This is a genomic window from Solibacillus cecembensis (assembly GCF_050272495.1).
Classification (GTDB): Bacteria; Bacillota; Bacilli; order Bacillales_A; family Planococcaceae; genus Solibacillus; species Solibacillus cecembensis.
In genome coordinates, this window is the sequence record NZ_JBNNMF010000022.1 from 59,504 (window position 1) to 79,773 (window position 20,270).

At 36.9% G+C, this 20,270-nt stretch carries 19 protein-coding genes; 8 read left to right on the forward strand and 11 right to left on the reverse strand.

Annotated elements, in window-relative coordinates; translation table 11 throughout:
• Positions 1-67: 67 nt before the first annotated feature.
• Positions 68-631: a DUF5366 family protein gene (locus ACQKIH_RS17560; RefSeq protein WP_427768048.1), complete on the forward strand. Its 564-nt coding sequence runs from the start codon at positions 68-70 to the stop codon at positions 629-631.
• Positions 632-671: 40 nt separating this feature from the next.
• Here the strand turns inward: ACQKIH_RS17560 and ACQKIH_RS17565 are convergent, their stop codons facing one another.
• Complete coding sequence (locus tag ACQKIH_RS17565; protein ID WP_427768049.1) at positions 672-2,522, reverse strand: transglycosylase domain-containing protein; 1,851 nt, start codon at positions 2,520-2,522, stop codon at positions 672-674.
• A gap of 283 nt (positions 2,523-2,805) precedes the next feature.
• Positions 2,806-4,035 (reverse strand): MFS transporter, encoded by a 1,230-nt coding sequence (locus ACQKIH_RS17570; RefSeq protein ID WP_427768050.1) that lies wholly within the window; start codon positions 4,033-4,035, stop codon positions 2,806-2,808.
• Between the two features lie 816 nt (positions 4,036-4,851).
• On the opposite strand from ACQKIH_RS17570, the gene ACQKIH_RS17575 reads away from it, so the two are divergent.
• Positions 4,852-5,439 carry a peptidylprolyl isomerase gene (locus ACQKIH_RS17575; protein ID WP_057983772.1) on the forward strand — a complete coding sequence of 196 codons (588 nt, stop codon included), beginning with the start codon at positions 4,852-4,854 and terminating at the stop codon, positions 5,437-5,439.
• 21 nt (positions 5,440-5,460) lie between these two features.
• Entirely contained in the window at positions 5,461-5,703 is a 243-nt protein-coding gene (locus ACQKIH_RS17580) for a hypothetical protein (RefSeq protein WP_057983774.1), read from the forward strand.
• Positions 5,704-5,753: 50 nt separating this feature from the next.
• Here the strand turns inward: ACQKIH_RS17580 and ACQKIH_RS17585 are convergent, their stop codons facing one another.
• The 7 genes from ACQKIH_RS17585 to ACQKIH_RS17615 form a co-directional block, all read right to left on the reverse strand.
• Positions 5,754-7,025, reverse strand: a complete 1,272-nt coding sequence (locus tag ACQKIH_RS17585; RefSeq protein WP_427768051.1) for a TRAP transporter large permease — start codon at positions 7,023-7,025, stop codon at positions 5,754-5,756.
• Positions 7,006-7,503, reverse strand: a complete 498-nt coding sequence (locus ACQKIH_RS17590; RefSeq protein WP_427768052.1) for a TRAP transporter small permease — start codon at positions 7,501-7,503, stop codon at positions 7,006-7,008. The genes ACQKIH_RS17585 and ACQKIH_RS17590 overlap by 20 nt, the downstream gene beginning before the upstream one ends.
• Positions 7,504-7,623: 120 nt before the next feature.
• Positions 7,624-8,652, reverse strand: a complete 1,029-nt coding sequence (locus ACQKIH_RS17595; protein WP_427768053.1) for a DctP family TRAP transporter solute-binding subunit — start codon at positions 8,650-8,652, stop codon at positions 7,624-7,626.
• A gap of 66 nt (positions 8,653-8,718) precedes the next feature.
• Positions 8,719-9,759 carry a DctP family TRAP transporter solute-binding subunit gene (locus ACQKIH_RS17600; RefSeq protein ID WP_427768054.1) on the reverse strand — a complete coding sequence of 347 codons (1,041 nt, stop codon included), beginning with the start codon at positions 9,757-9,759 and terminating at the stop codon, positions 8,719-8,721.
• 184 nt (positions 9,760-9,943) lie between these two features.
• Positions 9,944-10,612, reverse strand: coding sequence for a response regulator (locus tag ACQKIH_RS17605; protein ID WP_427768055.1), 669 nt, complete (start codon positions 10,610-10,612; stop codon positions 9,944-9,946).
• Positions 10,609-12,177: an ATP-binding protein gene (locus ACQKIH_RS17610; RefSeq protein ID WP_427768056.1), complete on the reverse strand. Its 1,569-nt coding sequence runs from the start codon at positions 12,175-12,177 to the stop codon at positions 10,609-10,611. The genes ACQKIH_RS17605 and ACQKIH_RS17610 overlap by 4 nt, the downstream gene beginning before the upstream one ends.
• 83 nt (positions 12,178-12,260) lie before the next feature.
• A complete protein-coding gene (locus tag ACQKIH_RS17615) occupies positions 12,261-13,430 on the reverse strand; it encodes a MalY/PatB family protein (RefSeq protein WP_427768057.1) in 1,170 nt (389 codons plus the stop codon).
• An 80-nt stretch (positions 13,431-13,510) separates the two neighbouring features.
• Between ACQKIH_RS17615 and ACQKIH_RS17620 the strand changes: the two genes are divergently transcribed.
• From ACQKIH_RS17620 to ACQKIH_RS17635, 4 genes are all read left to right on the forward strand, one after another.
• Positions 13,511-13,771, forward strand: a complete 261-nt coding sequence (locus ACQKIH_RS17620; RefSeq protein ID WP_057983778.1) for a DUF1871 family protein — start codon at positions 13,511-13,513, stop codon at positions 13,769-13,771.
• Positions 13,772-13,898: 127 nt separating this feature from the next.
• Positions 13,899-14,273 carry a S1 domain-containing post-transcriptional regulator GSP13 gene (gene yugI / locus ACQKIH_RS17625; protein WP_057983780.1) on the forward strand — a complete coding sequence of 125 codons (375 nt, stop codon included), beginning with the start codon at positions 13,899-13,901 and terminating at the stop codon, positions 14,271-14,273.
• A 224-nt stretch (positions 14,274-14,497) separates the two neighbouring features.
• Positions 14,498-15,742 (forward strand): Glu/Leu/Phe/Val family dehydrogenase, encoded by a 1,245-nt coding sequence (locus tag ACQKIH_RS17630; protein WP_057983782.1) that lies wholly within the window; start codon positions 14,498-14,500, stop codon positions 15,740-15,742.
• A gap of 147 nt (positions 15,743-15,889) precedes the next feature.
• The gene (locus ACQKIH_RS17635; RefSeq protein WP_057983784.1) at positions 15,890-17,053 is read left to right on the forward strand and encodes an iron-containing alcohol dehydrogenase; all 1,164 of its coding nucleotides are present in this window, start codon (positions 15,890-15,892) and stop codon (positions 17,051-17,053) included.
• 52 nt (positions 17,054-17,105) lie between these two features.
• On the opposite strand, the gene ACQKIH_RS17640 is transcribed toward ACQKIH_RS17635, so the two are convergent.
• Positions 17,106-18,095 (reverse strand): cation diffusion facilitator family transporter, encoded by a 990-nt coding sequence (locus ACQKIH_RS17640; RefSeq protein WP_057983786.1) that lies wholly within the window; start codon positions 18,093-18,095, stop codon positions 17,106-17,108.
• Positions 18,096-18,110: 15 nt separating this feature from the next.
• Entirely contained in the window at positions 18,111-18,830 is a 720-nt protein-coding gene (locus tag ACQKIH_RS17645; protein ID WP_057983788.1) for an MgtC/SapB family protein, read from the reverse strand.
• A 239-nt stretch (positions 18,831-19,069) separates the two neighbouring features.
• Here ACQKIH_RS17645 and ACQKIH_RS17650 point away from each other — a divergent pair, with 239 nt between their 5' ends.
• A complete protein-coding gene (locus tag ACQKIH_RS17650) occupies positions 19,070-19,960 on the forward strand; it encodes a DMT family transporter (protein ID WP_057983790.1) in 891 nt (296 codons plus the stop codon).
• The last annotated feature ends 310 nt before the right edge of the window (positions 19,961-20,270 follow it).

The following is a 20,270-nucleotide window of genomic DNA, read 5'->3' on the forward strand; positions in this document are numbered from 1 at the left end:
TATAAGTAAAGATTCATTATTAGATTCTTTATTTAAATGAAATATAAATTTCGAGGTACGAATGTTTATGAAAAATCCATATGTATATGGTTACTTACCACTATTCACCATTATTTTATTTAGTCTTTCATTTGGCATATTTGCTGTATCGGAGTCGTTGGATTTGTTCCATGCGATCGGAGTTTACAGTGGCATGCGAGAATTTTTATCTGATTTAGAATTACGCTTTGTGTTACTTATTGTGTTTGCGCTCATATTTTTTATGTTATTTTCAGCATTAAAATTAATCGGAGAAACCATTCATGAGCTTGGCATGCTATTTTTTTCAAAAGATCAGGCAGGCGAAACAATGAGTGTCGCTCGTGGCGGCTATGTCATTTTCTTCTTCGGTTCCTTTGCATCCGTTATAGGCATTCAATCAATACTTATTTTGATTATTATCTTTATAGCGACCGTTTTTAGTTATTTTATTTATACGATTTATAAAACGAGCCAATTTATGACGGTTAGTGGCATGATTGGGCTCATCTTTTTTGAGGTCATTACATGGTTTATTTTTATTACATTAATCGTGTATGCGCTTATTAAATTGTATAATGGCATACTTGCTAGCTTACCGTTTGCAACATAGGAAAAGGGGCGATCTCATCATAACGAAGAGATCGTCCCTTTTAGTTTGTTATCGCATTAAAAATGGAAAAATGAATTTTGGCTTTTTCAATGTTTTCCATAGAGCGAGGGGTGTCATATCCAATCCAAACCGCTGCTGTATAATCATTTGTTAAGCCAGCTACCCAATAGTCTTTAAACTGATTTGTTGTTCCTGTTTTGGCCCCGATATAGCCAGAAGAGCTGTACAAGCCTTTACCCGTACCGCTTTTCACAACGTCTGTAAGGATGTCGCGCATCGTGTTGACTGTATAGGCAGACCAAATTTCTTGTCGTTCTTTTGGCCAGCTGTATAGCAAATTGCCATCTAAATCCGTCACTTTCCGAATGCTGTGGGCAGGGGAATAATAGCCGTCCACAAAACTTGAATACGCATCGGCCATTTCAAGCGTTGTTACGCCGTAATTTAAGCCCCCTAAAGCTGCTGCAAATGTCCGATCTTCTTTGACGATGGAGTCGAACTGGAAACGGTCAATATATTGGAAGGCTGTATTAACGCCAATAATTTCAAATAATCGAAGTGCACTCGTATTAATGCTATGTTTAAAAGCTGTTGTAAGCGTCACTTTGCCATAAATACTTCGCCCGTAGTTTTCAGGACAGTAATTGCCAACACAATATGTACCACCGCTAACAAGCGCGTTTTTAGAGGCATTTGTCGTTTCAAAATAAGGTGCATAAACGCTTAAAGGTTTAAAAGCGGATCCGGGTTGTCTAGGTGACTGAAAAGCGCGATGCAAATCAAATTTTTTATAATCTTTCCCTCCGTAAATACTAATGATTTCGCGGGTTGTATTATCAATAACTGTTGCACTCGCCTGTAAGTCTGGCACGGTTAAAATGGCATTAACGGCAGCTTCATCTTGTGCCTGTTTTTCGGGTTGAAGCGCGGTATAAATATTGATTCCGTTACTTAAAACATCATTTACAACCTTTTTTAATTCTAGCTGTAAATATTCCTTTTCCATTTTATCTTCTGTCTGTGCGATTTTTTGCGCATAGCCTGTCTGTTCAGCAATTAACCATTTCAGCTCCTGTAATACATATGTACTATAGCTTGGATACTGTTGAATTTTGGTTTTCAAGGCTAATTCAATGGTTTCATTTTTATGTGTAAGTGCCTCAGCAGGAGAAATGATTTGATGCTCCGTTAACTTATCAATCAATCGTTCTTGCCGATTTTTTGTCTTGTCAAAGTTACGAATTGGGTCATATAAAGACGGATTGTTTGGAATTGCAGCAATAAAGGCGATTTCCGCTAGTGATAATTTGGCGAGGGACTTATTGTAATAATAACTTGCCGCTGCACCGATGCCATACACTTGATTGCTAAAATACATTTCGTTTAAATACATTTCTAAAATTTGCTCTTTTGAATAAAGTTTCTCAAGTTCATAAGCGTAAAATAATTCCATCAGCTTTCGTTCATACGTTTTTTGTTCGGTTAAATAACGCATGCGCACGAGTTGCTGTGTAATGGTACTTCCGCCTTGTTGTATCGATTGATCAGACGTATTGGCGACGAAAGCGCGGGTTATGGCACTAACATCAAAACCGATATGAGAAAAGAAGTCTTCATCCTCACTAAGTATAAATAATTGCTTTACTAGTTCAGGCATATCCTTCAAAGACATAGGCTGTGACCATTCGGTATATTCTTCACTAAAAATTTGACCGTTTGCATCATAAAGCGTCACAGGCAATGAAGAAACAACTTCAGGTAATTCGATGGACTGCTCAATCATCTGTCCATGTTGTTTGGCCTTGGTGATTTCTTTCCAAACTTCACTCCCGATTAACAGGAGTATTGGAATGCTACAAACGATAAGTAAGTAGCCAAAAAATTGTTTCATTTAACATCCTCCAAATACTTCTGTAAGAAAAGAGTAACATAAATGCACGCGTGATTTAAGTGTGATTTTGTTCTTACATCAATTATGCCTTGGCATAATTGCGTCCAGATTTTTAATTGTGCTTGCACAATTAACTCCCTTTAAAATCTGTGACATCCGCCGGGGCTTTATCTTCATTCAGTCGTCGTTGAGCCAACTATTGAAAAAGACTAAAATTGCATTCATCTTACCACCTATAAAGGGGGAGTTTTCTACTGAATGAAGATAAAAAAAACAGCTCACATTATTTTTGTGCGAGCTGATTTTCTCGTAATAGGTCGTTCATCTGCTGATCAGGCAATTTTTGGAGCAAATACATGACGATAAACGCGAGGGCAAATAATAACCCAGTTGTATAGAAAACGGAATGAATCCCACCAGCACTTGCCACAATCCCACCTAATACAGGACCTAAAATATTGCCTAAAAAGCGGAAACTTTGGTTGTATCCCATCATTTCACCTTGTACCTCAATCGGTGCTTCCCGCCTGATTAATGCGGTAGTAATCGGAATTAACCCACCAGACACAATCCCAAATAAGAAGCGCAAAAAGATTAATTGCCATAGCTCGGTGACGAAAGCTTGTGGAATAATAAATAGTACAGAAACAATCAGTAGGAACGACAGCACTTTTTCATATCCATGATGGTCGCTTAATTTCCCCCAAAAGCGTGCAAATGCAATATTCCCAAGACCTGCTGCACTAAAGGTGACCCCTGCAAGTAGCGCCACTTCTTGAGAAGATGTTAACTGAGATACATAAAGTGACAGTAAAGGTTGAATACTAAAGTTCCCGATTTGAATTAATGTTGTGACGAGCATAATATTTAAAATTAAGCGATGATGGAAAATCGCCCATAAAACATTTTTCCTTGAATAAATCGAGCTTTTCTTTTTTCGAATAATGGCCGGCTCATGAATACCGAAAATAATAATAATCGCCGCTACAGTAATGGCAATTGCAGTAATAGTAAATGTATATTGAAAACCAACCGCATCGGCCATCATCCCGCCGATTACAGGACCAAAAAGGGTACCACCAACACTACCCATTTGAAGGGTGCCGAGCGTTTTACCGGCAATTTCCTTTTGTGTATGTTTGCTTATAAAGGCTATAGAAGTAGGGATAAAGCCTGTTACAACACCCATACCTAAACGTAAAACGAAAAATTGCTCCACGTTTTGAACATAACCCATTAAAAATATACTGATGGCAATACCGAAACAGTTAATAATCATAATCGGTTTATAGCCGTATTTATCAGCAATTCGTCCCCAAATTGGTGACATTAATAGAGCAGTAATAAATGTGGCAGCAAAGATTAACCCCGCCCATGTTTGCACGTAGTCTTCTGAAAAATCTCCTAATGTACCAATATAAAGAGAAAGGAAGGGCATGATCATCGTTGCGGAAGCTGCAACAATAAAGTTGGCAATTAAAATAATGGCGAAATTACTTTTCATATTTTTCAATAGAATCACATCTCTCCAAATAGTAGTTGAACTTGTATAAATTAAACTAAAGAATTTATCGTATAAAAAACCTTCTGAAAAATGGGGAGTTGATTTCCATTTCGGGTCGGACGCTTTCCGCGGGCACGGCTCCAACTAACTTGTTTCGAGATATATCTCGAAACAAGTGGATTTTCCGCACGTGCTGTTCCCGCAGGAGTCGCCTCCCCTCCATTCCAATCAACTCCTTTCATTCAAGTTTCTACTGGTAAATTTCTAATTTTTTCTTCCCTACTACTAAAATTCATCTAGTCATCTGTTGGGTCTTGCAGTTTGAACTTCTGTATCTTTTTTTCACTTAAATGATTCAGTCATACGCAAAAGTTATCCGGTTATTTCTTCACAATGGTACAAAAAATTAGAATGAACTATTCCCAGTGGGATAAAATTTTTTTAGAATAACGCCGCCTCCCACGGTAGCGGCGCAATAAATGTAGAAAGCTTCAGTAGGCAAAACTTTAATTCAGGGCTGCACTGCACAAAGCACACAGATGAGTCGTATAGATTTGTGCAACAAAGCTGTGCGCCTCATGTGCTTAGCCAGCCTAAACTAGCACATACTTTATTAGAAGCTTTATTAGAAAACCTACATTAGAATGTTGATATCTTTTGTTTAACATATATAGTATAACTTATTTCGGGACTCGAAAAAAGTCGGTGGCAAGTTATTAGCGGAAGTTGTTAGATTTATGGTAAAATGGAACATGGTATTAAGGAATTGTCGGTTTACTTATGTATACCCATTCAACAACTATTTAACTAAAAGGAGAGACAAAAATGTTACCACAATTATCAAAAGAACTAAATCCTGGTGAAGTATTAGTCGAAATGAATACAACGATGGGTGCTATTAAAATTAAATTATTCCCAGAACATGCACCAAAAACAGTAGAAAACTTTTTAGGTCATGCGAAATCTGGCTATTATAACGGGATTATTTTCCACCGTGTTATTCCAAACTTCATGATTCAAGGTGGCGACCCAACAGGTACTGGTATGGGCGGAGAATCAATTTGGGGCGGAAACTTTGAAGATGAGTGTGTGCCAGAATTATTAAATATTCGTGGTGCGCTTTCAATGGCCAATGCAGGTCCTGGTACAAACGGTTCTCAATTCTTTGTTGTACAAGCACCAAAAGTAGAAGTTTCTATGCTAAAGCAAATGGAAGTTCGCGGTTGGGGTAAAGAAGAAGTTGAGCTTTACAAGAACAACGGTGGTACACCATGGTTAGATGGTAAGCACACAGTATTCGGTCAAGTTGTAGAAGGTATGGATATTGTTGACAAAATTACGAACGTTGACCGTAATATGCACGATAAACCTAAAGAAGATGTTAAAATTGAATCAATCACTGTAATCGACTAATTATAAAGGACGTGTGAGCGAGTGAATCAATTTTTACTAAACTTCTCGGGAGGTTTTTTTTACATCCCAGAGGATAAGTCATCTTATATTCCAGCAGCGATCGAATTCGTTATTTTAATCATTATCGTATTTGCTACGTATCGTTGGATTCGCCGTATTGCAGCTCGTCAAGCCGATAAAGCGCAACATTTAGAAAAGCGTGCTTTACAGGAACGTGATGAACGTATGGCACGTGAAAAAATGTTAAGTGAAATTCAAAAGTAACAAAAAAGGCAGAAACGTTTTAACGCGTTTCTGCCTTTTACTATTTTTATTTATTTCAACATAAATTCGGGCAACCATAGAGAGAGCTGTGGAATGAATATGACTACGACTAAGAATAAAATCATAATGACGATAAATGGAATAACACCCTTAACGACTTCACCAAGCTTTTCTTTCGCAATCCCACTTACTACGAATAAGTTTAGACCAACTGGAGGTGTAATCATACCCAGTTCCATGTTGATTGTCATAATAATTGCAAAGTGAATTAAGTTAATATCAAAGTGAGCAAGCATTGGTAATAATATTGGCAATGTAATTAAAATAATCGAAACGGCTTCTAAGAACATCCCCATTACGAAGAAGATAATGTTAATAATAAACATGAATACCCATTTATTCACTTCACTGTCAGAAATCCATTGACCTACTAAGTGTGGAACTTGCGCATTCGTTAAATATAAACCGAATAATGAAGCAGCCGCAATAATAAGGAAAATCATCGCTGTAATATTAATTGATTCTACAATGATTGGGCGAATATCGCGCCAATGTAATTCACGGTAAATAAATATCGAGACAATAAGACCATAGAATACTGCAATAACTGCTGATTCTGTTGGTGTTACAGCGCCAGAATAAATACTCCCTAAAATTAAGATTGGTAAAAACCCACCCCAAATTGCTTTTAAAGATTTTCTACCGCGCTCGCCCCAAGTTGCAGGCGTATCTCCTTTAAATCCATTACGTTTTGCATAAATAATCGCCATTACGATTAATAGACCTGTTAAACTAAGACCAGGAATAACTCCAGCCATGAATAATTCACCGATTGATTCTTCAGAAGTAATCCCATAAATGATTAGCGGAATACTTGGTGGAATTAAAATACCTAACGTACCACCAGCTGCAATTAGCCCCATTGAATAACGTTTGCCATAACCTGCAGCTAACATTGCAGGAATCATGATTGATCCGATTGCCGCAGCTGTTGCAGGTGAAGAACCTGAAATGGCTGCGAAAATCGCACATGCTAAAATTGTTACAACCGCTAAACCACCAGGTAAATGACCAACCCATGTACGTAAAGCTTCAATTAAATATTTAGAAATACCACCGCGAGCCATTATAATTCCGGCTAATACGAAACCAGGAATCGCCATCATAGGGAATGAGTCAAGCGCTGTAAACATACGCTGCGGCATCATCGTCATATTAAAGTCAGCTTGGAATAAAACAAAGACTGTTGACATGGCTAAACTAACTGCAACTGGAACGCGTAAAAATACTAAAACGAAAAAACTAATTAAGAGGGTTAGCATAATTCTCATCCTTTCCTGCAAGGATATTTACTAATCGCTCAATAAAGCGTAGTAGGAATAAAATACCTGAAATCGGTAAAATTAAATAAACAATCCACATTGGAATTCCCACATCTAATGAAACCATCCCCGAATGGAAACGAGACTCTACTAAAATAACCCCGTAATATGTATAAATAACACAGAAGAGAATACTAATGCCTGTTGCTAAAATATCGAGTACACGTTTCATTCTTGGCTTTAATTTATCGTATAAAATATCCACCTGAATATGTTGGTTGTGACGTAATGCTAAGCCGAAGCCTAAAAATACACCCCAAATTAATGAATAACGGGCAACTTCTTCAACCCATGCTTGTGGCGAGTTGAAAACATACCGCGTAATAACCCCGTAAAAAATAAGTGCAATTCCGACAGAGAAAAAGGTTCCAGCAGAAACTTCTTCAATAAATGCCCAAAGCTTTTTTAATTTTTGCATTTTGTTCACTCCTTTAAAGAAATACTTGGCCGTAGGGAAATCGAAGTGATCCGAAAAACTACGTTGATTATATGAAAGAAAGGGGAGTGCCGATGTTACATCGACACTCGAGTAAAGAGATTATTTTAAAGAATTAATACCTTCAATAAGCTCAGGTGTGATAACACTTTCAAACTTCTCGTATACCGGTTGTAATGCAGCTTTTAAAGTTTCTTTGTCTGCATCTGTCATTTCGTGAATTTCAACTTTACCAGTTGCTTTAATGTTCTCGAATGATTTTGCATTTTCGTCTTTTGCTAAGTTGTTTGCTAATTCAGTAGCTTCTGCTAAAGCTTCATTTACTTGTGCTGCTAAATCAGCAGGGATTTTATCCCAGAATGATTTGTTTACGAAAATTGCATAGTCAAGACGACCGTGTGCAGAAGTTGATAAGTATTTTTGTACTTCATGATATTTTTGTGTATCAAAGTTGTTGAATGGGTTTTCAGCACCATCTACTGTACCTTGTTGTAACGCAGCGTACGTTTCACCGAATGCGATTGTAGCTGAACCAGCATCTAATGCGTGGAATTGTGCTTCTAATACTTTCCCTGCTTGTGCACGGAATTTTAAGCCTTTATAGTCTTCCACTGTAACAAGTGGGCGTTTATTGTTAGAGAAATGTTTGAAACCGTTCCCCCAGAAAGAAAGACCTTGAATATCATTTGCCGCTAATTGATCCGAATTTAAAAGTGATTTTGCTACGTCTGAAGTGAAGAATTTTTGAACATGCTCGTCATCTTGGAATAAGAAAGGCATGTCCACATATTGCCAACGTGGATCAAGTTTCACCATTTTAGTTACAGATGGCGCGATCATATGTACGTTACCAGACATAAGTGCGTCTAACTCATCATTATCTCCGTATAATTGAGAAGAAGGATAAACTTCTACTTTTACTTTGCCTTCTGTTTTGTCAGCTACTAATTTGGCAAATTCATCTGCCGCTTTTCCTTTAACGGATTCAATTGAAGTTACGTGTGAAAATTTGATTACAAGTGGATTTTCTTTTGTATATTCGGTGTCTGATGTTTTATCATCCCCGCCACTACATGCTGCTAATGCAAGCACAAGTACACTAAGAATCGATACTAAAAGCCATTTTTTCATGTTTGTGTTCCCCCTAAGTTTTTTGTATATGTCTAAAAGAAAGAATTCTTTCTCTAAAACCAATCGTTAATTTTCGAATTTCGGTAACGAATTCAAATAATAGTTGCTGTATTTAGCGCGGTAATAATCATAAACAGGGAGCATAGCTTGTTCCCATTCTTCCATACTGCCTTCATCCAAGTACTCAATGTCAATACACTGACATTCTTCAATTTCGTTTAGTTTTTCTTTATTCAACTTTTCTGCTGCTGCCCATTCCCATTGCTCAACTTCTACTAAAACTTCATGAATGAGAAGCTTTACATCGGGAGAAAGTGAATTCCAAAACTCTAAATTAAATAGGACAAAATAGCCTAAATAGCCATGATTACTAATCGTTAAGTAATTTTGCAATGTGTACATACTTTTACTCGTGAAATTAGATAATGTATTTTCCTGTCCATCAATCGTACTTTTTTGAAGTTCATTAAAGACATTATTAAAATCAATAAGCTTTGTACTGCTACCAACCGTTGTAAATTGTTTATGTAAAATATCGCTTGGCATAATACGCATTTGTAAGCCCTTTAAATCAGAATAATGTGTAATAGGTCTTACGTTATTGCTAAGTTGTTTAAAGCCACTATCCCAAATTGAAAGGGCGATTAAGTTATGGGCTTCTAATTTATCTACTAAATGACGACCAGCTGAACTTTTTGAATACTCATGAATTTCATCATAACTTCGAAAAGCAAAAGGTAAGTCATAAATCGCTATTTCAGGAATTAATTTCGTTAGCTTTGATGTAGCAGGGGCAATCATTTGAACATCGCCACGTTGAAGCGCTTCCATTTCTTCGCCATCTTTATAAAGCTTCCCGTTTGAAAACACTTGAACTTCTATAAAGCCATTACTCCGCTCTTTTAAAAGCTCCGCGAATTTTCGGGCAGCCATCCCTTTTGGTGTATCTTCTCCAACTACATGAGAGAACCGGATGACAATGCGCTCATCTTCACTCAATTGTTCATAATCAATCGGATAATTTTCAGAGGCTGTTTGACAAGCGTTAAGAACTAAAAAAATAACGAGCAATATTGAAAGTCTCGCAATAATCTGTAATTTCTTCATAAACATTCTACCTTTCATGTAAAAGTAAGAATAACTATATATTAAATATATTTAGAAAATAAACAATATTATGGTGTTAATGGACATTATGGTCTTTATGGTATATAACAGTTTCGTGTTTGTTATTGTTGTTATACTACAAAAATAAAAACCTGTAAACAGTGTGCTTACAGGCTTTTAAACGTTATTTGAATGAATAATATTTTGTTGGGCGACCAACTGTCCCATATTTTAAATCAATTTGAACTTTTCCTTTTCCGGCTAAAAAATCTAAATATTTTCGGACAGTCACCCTTGCCATCCCGACAGTTTGTGCGAGCTGCTCTGAAGTAATCGGCTCCTTAATAAGGACGAGTTCATTGCTAATTTGCTTCATTGTAATATCATTCAAACCTTTTGGAAGATGGAGTTCTTCGGATTGATGCCCCAACCAATGATCGATATCTTCTTGTTTTAGTGTATTTGAAATAGGTAAATTCTTATTTTGACGATGATAATTTTGAAGAGCTTGTTGAAAACGTTCGAAACGAAAAGGTTTGATTAAATAATCCATCGCCCCTAATCGAATAAATTCTTGTACTGTGGGACTATCTCTGGCAGCCGTAATCATAATGATGTCAGATGGAATACGTTCTGCACGTAATTTTAAAAAGAGCTGCAGCCCCGTCATATCAGGTAAGAACATATCTAGTAATATTAAATTCGGTTGTATTTTTTTGATTTTCGTTAATGCTTCTTCACCTGTCATGGCTTCACCAACTAATTCGAAGCCGGATAGTCTTTGTAAAAAGCTTTTATTTACATCAAGCACCATCGGATCGTCTTCTACAATAAAAACAGTTAAATTTGTCATGATTTGTCCTCCCCAGCTTGCACAATTACAGTAGTACCAATATTAAGGGTTGATGAAATTTCAATGGTCCCATTATTTGAGTCAATTAATTGTTTGACAAGGGCTAACCCAATCCCATGTCCCTCTGAATCTTTTGTTGTAAAGCCATACGCCATTATACGATTTGGATTATGGTCGATACCAACACCGTTATCTTGCACTTCTATATAAAGAGAATCACGAGTTCCTTGTAATAATAAACTAACATCTCGTTCTTCCTTCGTTAAACAGGCCTCCATTGCATTGTCAATCAAATTACCGAGAATCGTTACTAAATCGCCGCTCGAGAAACCAGTCATAAAATCTTCTAAATAGGAATCTTCGTCTAATATAAAAGTGATGGCTAATTCTTTTGCGCGTGCAGATTTTCCGAGTAACAAACCTTGAATTGAATAATCCAAAATGTGATCCCGTAATTTTTGCAACAATTCTTCCTCATCTGAAATCTCACTAATGATGAGACTGAGTGCATCTTCATTTCTCTCAAGTTGAATTAAACCCGCAATGCTATGTAAACGGTTCATATATTCATGTTGCTGTGCACGTAATGAATCGACAAGTGTCCGAATACCCGTCAATTCTTCTGCTAAAATATGAGCTTCTTTCCGGTTAGTCATCATAATCACATAGCCTACATTTCGACCAGCAACAAGAATTGGAAAAGTTCGGATTAAGTACATTTGATCAAATAATAATAGCGGATGGTAATGTTCCTTCGTACTGACAAGCTCTTCTGATATCCAATTATAATCAAAAATATCATTTAAATTAGTCGTTTCATCAAAAAAGTGTAAATATTTTCGTGCTAAATGATTAATGAACGTAATATTGCCCTTTTCATCAACTGCTAATAACCCAATATCAATTGCCTGCATAATACTTGACCGCTCTTGTACGATTCGAGCAATTTCATAGGGTTCTAAGTTTAAAGTTTGTCTTTTTAAATGGTTGGCTACAAGTATAGAGCCCATTAAGGCAATAAAAATACCGGACAATAGCGCAATGAAAAAATCATATTGATAAGCAGAAATGAGCTGATACCATTTGGGAGAAATAATTCCTACATTAATAACACCTACTTGCTTTGTTGCCTCTACATTAATAATTGGGACAAATGCACGAATAGAAAAGCCTTGTACACCAAATGCTTTTGAAATGGATTCATTTTGTGCGATTGCCTCTGTTTGATTACTTCCTTCAAAAGTGGTACCAATTTTAGATTCGGAAGGGTGAGTGTAACGAATATTGTTCATATCGAAAACAACTATATAATCTACATCCGTGGCTAATCGAATCCGCTCTACAATCGGTTGAATGACCTCGAAACCTTCTTCTGTTCCGACTGTTTGCTGAATATCCGAAAGCTGGGCGACTGACCGTGCGATTGCCATAGCACGAGCACCATATTCTTGTTCGAATGCATCTGAAATATTATGAATCATCATCGTACTACTCGTAATAATGGAAAACAGGGCGATGGCAAATGAAAAAAGAAACATTTTTAATCTTAAAGATAAATTTTTCATAAAAGTTAAACACCTATTAAATGTAATTTGTATGGAACTAAAAAAATAAAAGCAGCCACTGGACTGCTTTTAGAAATATATTACTATGATTGTAATGCGTGTTTAAATCGTGCAATGCCTTCTTTTAATGTATCAAGTGGGCATGCAACATTAATACGTAAAAAGCCTCTTCCAGCTTCACCGTACTTTGTACCAGGGTCTAGTGCAAGTTGTCCTTTTGATAACAACAGTTGCATCATATCCTGTTCGGATAACCCCGTTCCACGATAGTCGATCCACATTAAATAGGTAGCTTCTGGAATTACGACACGAATTCCGTCTATTGCATTTAATTCATCTGAAACATATTGCATATTTACTTTTAAATATGAAAGCAGCTCGTCTAACCATTGTGCGCCTTCTGTATATACGGCTTTAACGGCAGTGCAAGCAAAAATATTAAGTGACAGCAGTCCATGTGCTTGTGCGCTTAAATTAAGTGCAGTAAACAACTCTTCATTCGGTGCGACAATCATCGCTGCATGAACGCCCGCGATATTAAATGTTTTCGTCGGTGCGATACAAGCCAAAATTTTTGCTTGTTCCGCGCCTTTGACTGTAAGGGCAGGTGTATAATTTTTCGTAATTAAAATATCTGCATGAATTTCATCAGATAATAAATAAACATCGTATTGAATACACAGTTGGATTAATTTTTCCAAATCGTCATGGCTCCAAACAACACCCGCAGGATTATGTGGATTACATAAAATATATAATTTGATGCCGGATTGGAAAAGCTCTTCAAGTACATTAAAATCGAATGCATAGGATCCATCTTTTTCTGTTAAATCAGCAGTCACGATCTCACGTTGTTGTGCAATCGGTACATTGAAAAATGGCGGATATGCAGGTGTAGACATCCCGATTTTATCTCCAACCTCTGTAAATGTTTCGATAATTGTGGCAATCGCAGGTACAACCCCTTGTTGAAAAAGAATCGTTGAAGGATCAATTGTCCATTGATGACGCGCTTCATACCAATCTGTAATCGCTTTTTTTACTTCATCATTTGGAAAAGTGTAGCCAAAAATAGGGTGTTTCAGTCGTTCATTGATGGCATCTGCTAAAGCTGGTGGTGCAGGAAAATCCATATCAGCAATCCACATAGGTAATATAGAAGATGTATCTGAAATGCTATAAATTTCGCTCATATTATCCCACTTAATGGAACTTGAATTTCTACGTTCATGAATATCGCTAAATTTAGACATAATTAACCTCTTTTCTTTTTGATCTTTTCTAACTTATGTTATCATACTAACTATTAAAAAGAGTAGTAGGGTGTGCAAAAATGGAAAATATCGAAATGAATCGAAAGTCGGTTCAAATATTACAAGAGTGGGATCCTTTTAAATTTGGTGCTGAAAGCTATGATACAGAAACGGCTGATGTAGTGGCGGCTTTACAAGGAATTGATGATCCATCAGAGCTTGCGAAAGTGATTCAAATCGTATACGAACATTCATTTGAGCAGTGGATCCCGTTTGAAAAATGTGTCGAAATTGCCTATAAATTAATCGCGATAAAATTTGAAGCGAAGTGTATTATTTAAGTAGCTTTTTTTCCTATTCAGTAGTGATCATAGCTAGTTAAAGCGATTCTTTGTTCCTGTCGTTGTCATATGTTATAATTTAACATGAAAATTACGTATATATATGAATAGAAGGTAGGAACAAGGTATGGCGAAAAAAATCGAAGTGGGTGACGTGTTAACCGGTACAGTAACAGGAATTCAACCATACGGTGCTTTTGTTTCGCTAGATGAACAAACGCAGGGACTTGTTCACATATCCGAAATAACGTATGGTTTTGTGAAAGACGTTGGAGAGCACTTATCAGTTGGTGATAACATCGAGGTGAAGGTGTTAGAAGTCGATGAGGAGCAACGGAAAATTAGTCTTTCCATTCGTGAGTTACAAGTCGTGCCTCACCACCGTAAAAAAGAGGTCCCCCCCCGAAAGTCATTGCAAGATCGCGTCGATGAAGTTGATGCAGACGGTTTTAAATTACTAAAAGATAAATTACAAGATTGGATCGAACAATCAGGTCAATAATTAATGGAAGAGACATCAATGGCAAGTGTATTGATGTCTTTTTTGAATTCATAGTAGAAGAATTGCCTTATTTCAAAGGGAATTACCAAATTATTAGTGAATTTAATCAACTTTCAATAAAAGTGTTCAAAATGTGACGAAAAATATAACAAAGTAGGTTAGAAGTGTGTTACAATGTTGGCGGAAAGACACTAAAACATTAAATTTTAAAGAGGCGAATAACAATGGCTGAAAATTTAAACCTGTTCACATCAACTCAAGAAGTAATTCATGAAGCACTAAATAAACTTGGTTATGATGAAGCGATGTACGAATTATTAAAAGAACCAATTCGTATGCTTTCAGTTCGTATTCCTGTAAAAATGGATGATGGAACGACAAAAGTATTTACTGGATACCGCGGGCAACATAATGATGCAGTTGGACCTACTAAGGGCGGAGTACGTTTCCATCCGATGGTTACTGAGGAAGAAGTGAAAGCGCTTTCTATGTGGATGACACTTAAGTGTGGCATCGTAGATCTTCCGTATGGCGGTGGTAAAGGTGGCGTTGTTTGTGACCCACGTGAAATGTCGATGGGCGAGCTTGAACGTTTAAGTCGTGGCTACGTGCGCGCGATTAAACAATTCGTAGGACCAACAAAAGACATTCCTGCACCAGACGTATTTACAAATGCTCAAATCATGGCATGGATGATGGATGAATATAGCCGTATGGACGAGTTTAACTCTCCTGGTTTCATTACAGGTAAGCCGATTGTATTAGGTGGTTCACAAGGTCGTGACCGTGCAACAGCTGAAGGGGTAACAATTGTTATTGAAGAAGCTGCAAAAAAACGTAATATCGAAATTAAAGGAGCACGCATCGTTATCCAAGGATTTGGGAACGCAGGTAGTTTCTTAGCGAAGTTCATGAGCGATTTAGGTGCAAAAGTTATCGGTATTTCAGATGCACACGGGGCATTACACGATCCGAACGGTTTAGATATTGATTATTTATTAGATCGTCGTGATTCATTTGGTACAGTTACAACGTTATTTGAAAATACAATTACAAATGCAGAATTGCTTGAATTAGATTGTGATATTTTAGTGCCTGCTGCAATCGAAAATCAAATTACAGCAGACAATGCGCATAAAGTTAAAGCGAATATCGTAGTAGAGGCAGCGAACGGTCCAACTACTGCGGAAGCGACAAAAATTTTAACAGAGCGCGGCATTCTTTTAGTGCCAGACGTATTAGCATCAGCTGGTGGCGTAACAGTATCTTATTTCGAATGGGTACAAAACAACCAAGGCTACTACTGGACAGAAGAAGAAGTACGTGAAAAATTATACGCAAAAATGATTACAGCATTTGATAATGTTTACACAACTGCACAAAATCGCAATATCGACATGCGATTAGCAGCATACATGGTCGGTGTACGTCGCACAGCGGAAGCATCTCGTTTCCGTGGTTGGGTGTAAATCCTTCAATATTAATAAACCTCACTTAGATTTAATTCTGAGTGGGGTTTTTAATTTATATATTTGCAGGAAAAATATTAGCAATTTAATGGGGATAGTGGGAAAATAAAATTATAAAACGTGTTTTTAAATAAAGGAGGGCTAAGGATGAATGCTTTTTCATTTTACAATCCAGTAAAAATTCATTTTGGTAAAGGGAGTATTGAAAACTTACGTAAAGAGTTGCCACAGTATGGTAAAAATATTTTACTTGTATACGGTGGCGGCAGTATTAAAGCGAATGGTGTTTACGATCAAATCATGACGCTATTAAATGAGCTTTCGATGGAAGTTTTTGAGTTAACTGGTGTTGAACCAAACCCTCGAGTAGAAACGGCACGTAAAGGGATTACGATTTGTAAAGAACAAGAAATCGACCTTGTTTTAGCAATAGGAGGCGGTTCTGTTATTGATTGTGCCAAGTTGATTGTAGCAGGGGCAAAAATAGAAGAAGACGCATGGGATATTGTAACGAAAAAAGTATTCCCGAAAGCAGCATTGCCATTAGCTACGGTACTTACGTTAGCGGCAACAGCATCTGAAATGAACTCAGGCTCTGTCATTACAAATTTAGCTACGAAAGAAAAATTTAGCTGGGGAAGTCCGCATGTCTTTCCTAAGTTTTCAATTTTAGATCCTACGTATACGTACACAGTCCCGACGAACCAAACCGTCAATGGGATTGTTGATACGATGACACATATTTTTGAACAATATTTTAATAATGCGGCAAGTACACCTTTAATGGATGAGATGAGCGAGGGGGTTTTGCGTACAATTATTGACGTAACCCCAAAAGTTTTAGAAGATCCGACAAATTATGAATATCGAGAAACATTGATGCTTGCGGCGACATTAGGTTTGAATGGCTATTTATCTCTAGGAGCACGCGGAGATTGGGCGACGCATAATATCGAGCATGCGGTTTCGGCGTATTATGATATTGCGCATGCAGGGGGACTAGCAATTCTTTTCCCAAATTGGATGAAACATAATGTACAAGTAAACCCTGCAAAATTTGCAAGGCTAGCAGAAAGGGTTTTCGGTATTGAAGTAGCCGAAAAATCCAATGAACAAATTGCTATAGAAGGAATCGAAGCACTTTCAGCATTTTGGACTTCTATTGGAGCACCGAATAAATTAGCAGATTACGAGATTGATTCAACCTATTTTGATGAAATGGTCCAACATTGTATGATAAATGGTCCGTTCGGTAATTTTAATAAACTGCAACCAGAAGATGTGCGTAAGATTTTAGAAATGTCTTTATAAAATAGCAAAAGAGACGAGCGCCATTTTAATGGAAGCTCGTCTCTTTTATCTATTATATCCGCCCTTTATTTCCTTCTGGCATCGTTGCTGTATGGTTCCAAGCGCGCTCACCATCATCCTCATCGAACGCCATTGTCACCTTTGTCACCCCTTTTTGATTTAATATTAAATCTGTTAAATGGTCCCTGACATCATCTAAGTAAGCTAATGATAATTTTGGATCCGTCTCTGCAACAAGCTCAACATGTAAAAACTCGCCTTCTTTAATCACCTCAAGACGAGCAATATCCGTTACGTTTGGATCTTGCATGACCAAATTACCGATATGCACTAACATTTCCTCATCTGTCTCACCAATCGCTCCACGTGCATTATCAAGAAACACACGCCCGACAACATAAAACATCATTAACCCAATAATAATCGATACTAAACCTTCCAAACGATAAAATCCTGTAAAATGAGCAATAATAATCGCTGTAAATGCGAGAACATTACCGCCTGTTGCAACTAAATCTTCCATCCATACTAATTTTGTAGCAGGTTTAGCGCGCTTTAAATAACTGACAGATTGGAAAATTGCAAGACCTTTACCTTCCACCCCAACTTCATGAAGTACTTCTTTCGCCGCTTTGTTTAAAACGATTAACTCTAAAAAAGCCCCTATTGCTAAAACGCTCAGCGCAATATACATACCATTTGATTCAGTTGCGGGTTCCATAAAGTGGTGCAAGCCTTCTTTGATGGTTTCATAAGATAAAATCGCAACAATTAAAACCGCACCGAGGCACACTAAGTTTACAACACGCCCATAGCCATTTGGGAAACGAGGGGTCGGTGCTTTTTTGGATAAGGCAGACCCAATAAAAACAAAAAATTGGTTCGCTGCATCGCCTAATGAATGCATCATCTCGGCAAACATGGCGACATTTCCTGTGAAAAAGAAGGCGACCCCCTTAAGGATTCCTAAAAATGCATTAACGAGTGCTGCGAGTAAGGATGGCTTATTTCCACCCTTTAATAAATTGACTAGATCTTTCATTCGTATACGCCTCCGCTAATCTAAATATTCGATTTTAATTTTTTTTACATAGCTAAGTTCATGAAATCGATTGTACAAATCAATCGTATTATTTGTTCGTACTGTTGAAAAGCGTACATCGATTTCGTGTAGAGTGGTGTCAGTAGCCATCACATCACGGATGCAAAGGTTTTCAATATGCATATCATTTTGCTCCATATAATCTAATAAATTTTTGATGTTCGTAGCATGTTCTGCCAAGATGGTCAGGGAGACTTCTCTCATTCGTAACCGTTTTGGCCCGATTTTAAACAATAAAGGTGCTAAAACTTCAATTCCTACAACAACAATCAATACGGTCATGAAAGCTTGAATGTAAAAACCTGCACCAACCGCAATTCCAATGGCAGCAGCTCCCCAAATCATAGCCGCAGTTGTTAGCCCGGTAATGGTGTTGTTTTCCTTTCTTAAAATAACACCTGCACCTAAAAATCCAATACCGCTTACTATTTGTGCGGCTAGTCGCAAAGGATCCATTGTTATATTGATATCATCTCGCGCGGGTGTCGTATAGGCAGTTTCTATCGAGATAATGGTTAACAAACAGCTAAATGTCGCGATAACTAAACTTGTTTTTAATCCAACGGGTTTCTTTTTTAGTTCCCTTTCAATCCCGATAATCAAACTTAAAGTGGCGGCAATTAAAAGTCTAAATAATATTTCCAAAGAAAAGTCATCTACAAAAATCCACTCCAATCAGTTCAACTCCTTTGAAAGGTCGTTTGGACGTAAGTATGTGATTGGGAGTAAAAATAGACACCTTAATACATTGAAGGATGTGTCAAATCATCTTTTTCTAGTCTTATTAAGTGAGAGCGAGTAAAATGGATAGATGTTGTTTTAAGTTTCATCTAAATAAACGCCGAAGAATTATTTTTTATGCATTTATATAGGAAGAAACGCCAATACTAATAGTAGAAAGTTGGGATATAGTAATGAACAAACCACCTATCCATCCGTATATTCCGATTTTTATCGGTGTGATTTCCGTTTCGCTGTCGGCTATATTTGTTAAATTAACAAATGCCGAATCAGGCGTCATTGCATTTTATCGGATGTTATTTTCAGTATTAATTATGTTGCCTTTATTTATGATGAAGTATCAGCATGAACTAAAGCACTTAACAAAACGTGATTGGATGTTCTCTTCAATTGCGGGAGTCTTTTTAGCTTTCCATTTTATTTTATGGTTTGAATCACTTAACTATACTTCTGTTGCAAGTTCTACTGTTTTAGTTACGATGCAGCCGTTATTCGCTTTTGTTGGGACCTACCTCTTTTTTAAAGAAAAAATTACACTCAAAACAATCGCTGCGGGTGTTATAGCGATTGCAGGGAGTGTTTTAATTGGCTGGGGAGATTTGCAAATTAGTGGGGATGCGCTCTATGGAGACATTTTAGCGCTTATCGCCTGTGCGCTTGTCACGGGATATTTGTTATTTGGTCAAGATGTTCGTCAAAGATTATCGTTAATTACATATACAATGGTTGTTTATTCAATTAGTACGATTACATTGTTCTTTTATGTATTGATAAAGGGTGAGTCATTCGGCCCTTATCCGGCAATGGATTGGTTTTGGTTTTTATTATTAGCAATCATACCTAATTTACTAGGTCATAATTTATTTAATTGGTCTTTAAAATGGGTGAGTACAAATGTTATTTCGATTGCTATTTTATTTGAACCAATAGGAGCGGCGATATTGGCGATTATTATATTTAATGAGTATTTAACGGGTACACAAATACTTGGTGGAGTCATCGTGCTATTGGGTATTATGTTATTTGTAGTAGATATTAAAAAAGTTTTTTCGAAAAATACTTGATTTAATTTTCCTCTTAGGGTATATTATTACTTGTCCCTAAGAGGAATGTTAACTTCGAAAAGTATTTCGAAATAATGATTGACTTTGAAAGGATGATGCTTTATATTAATGAAGTGCCTAAAACAGTATTGTGAAACTTTGAAAAAAGTTATTGACACAATAATGTGAGGGTGATAATATAAAGAAGTTGTTTTTCTAACATAACAACATGAACTTTGAAAACTGAACAAGCAAACGTTAATGATTTAAACGTTTAAGTGATGAACTTAAACAAATTATAGATATCAACTTTATGTTGATACGCTAGCAA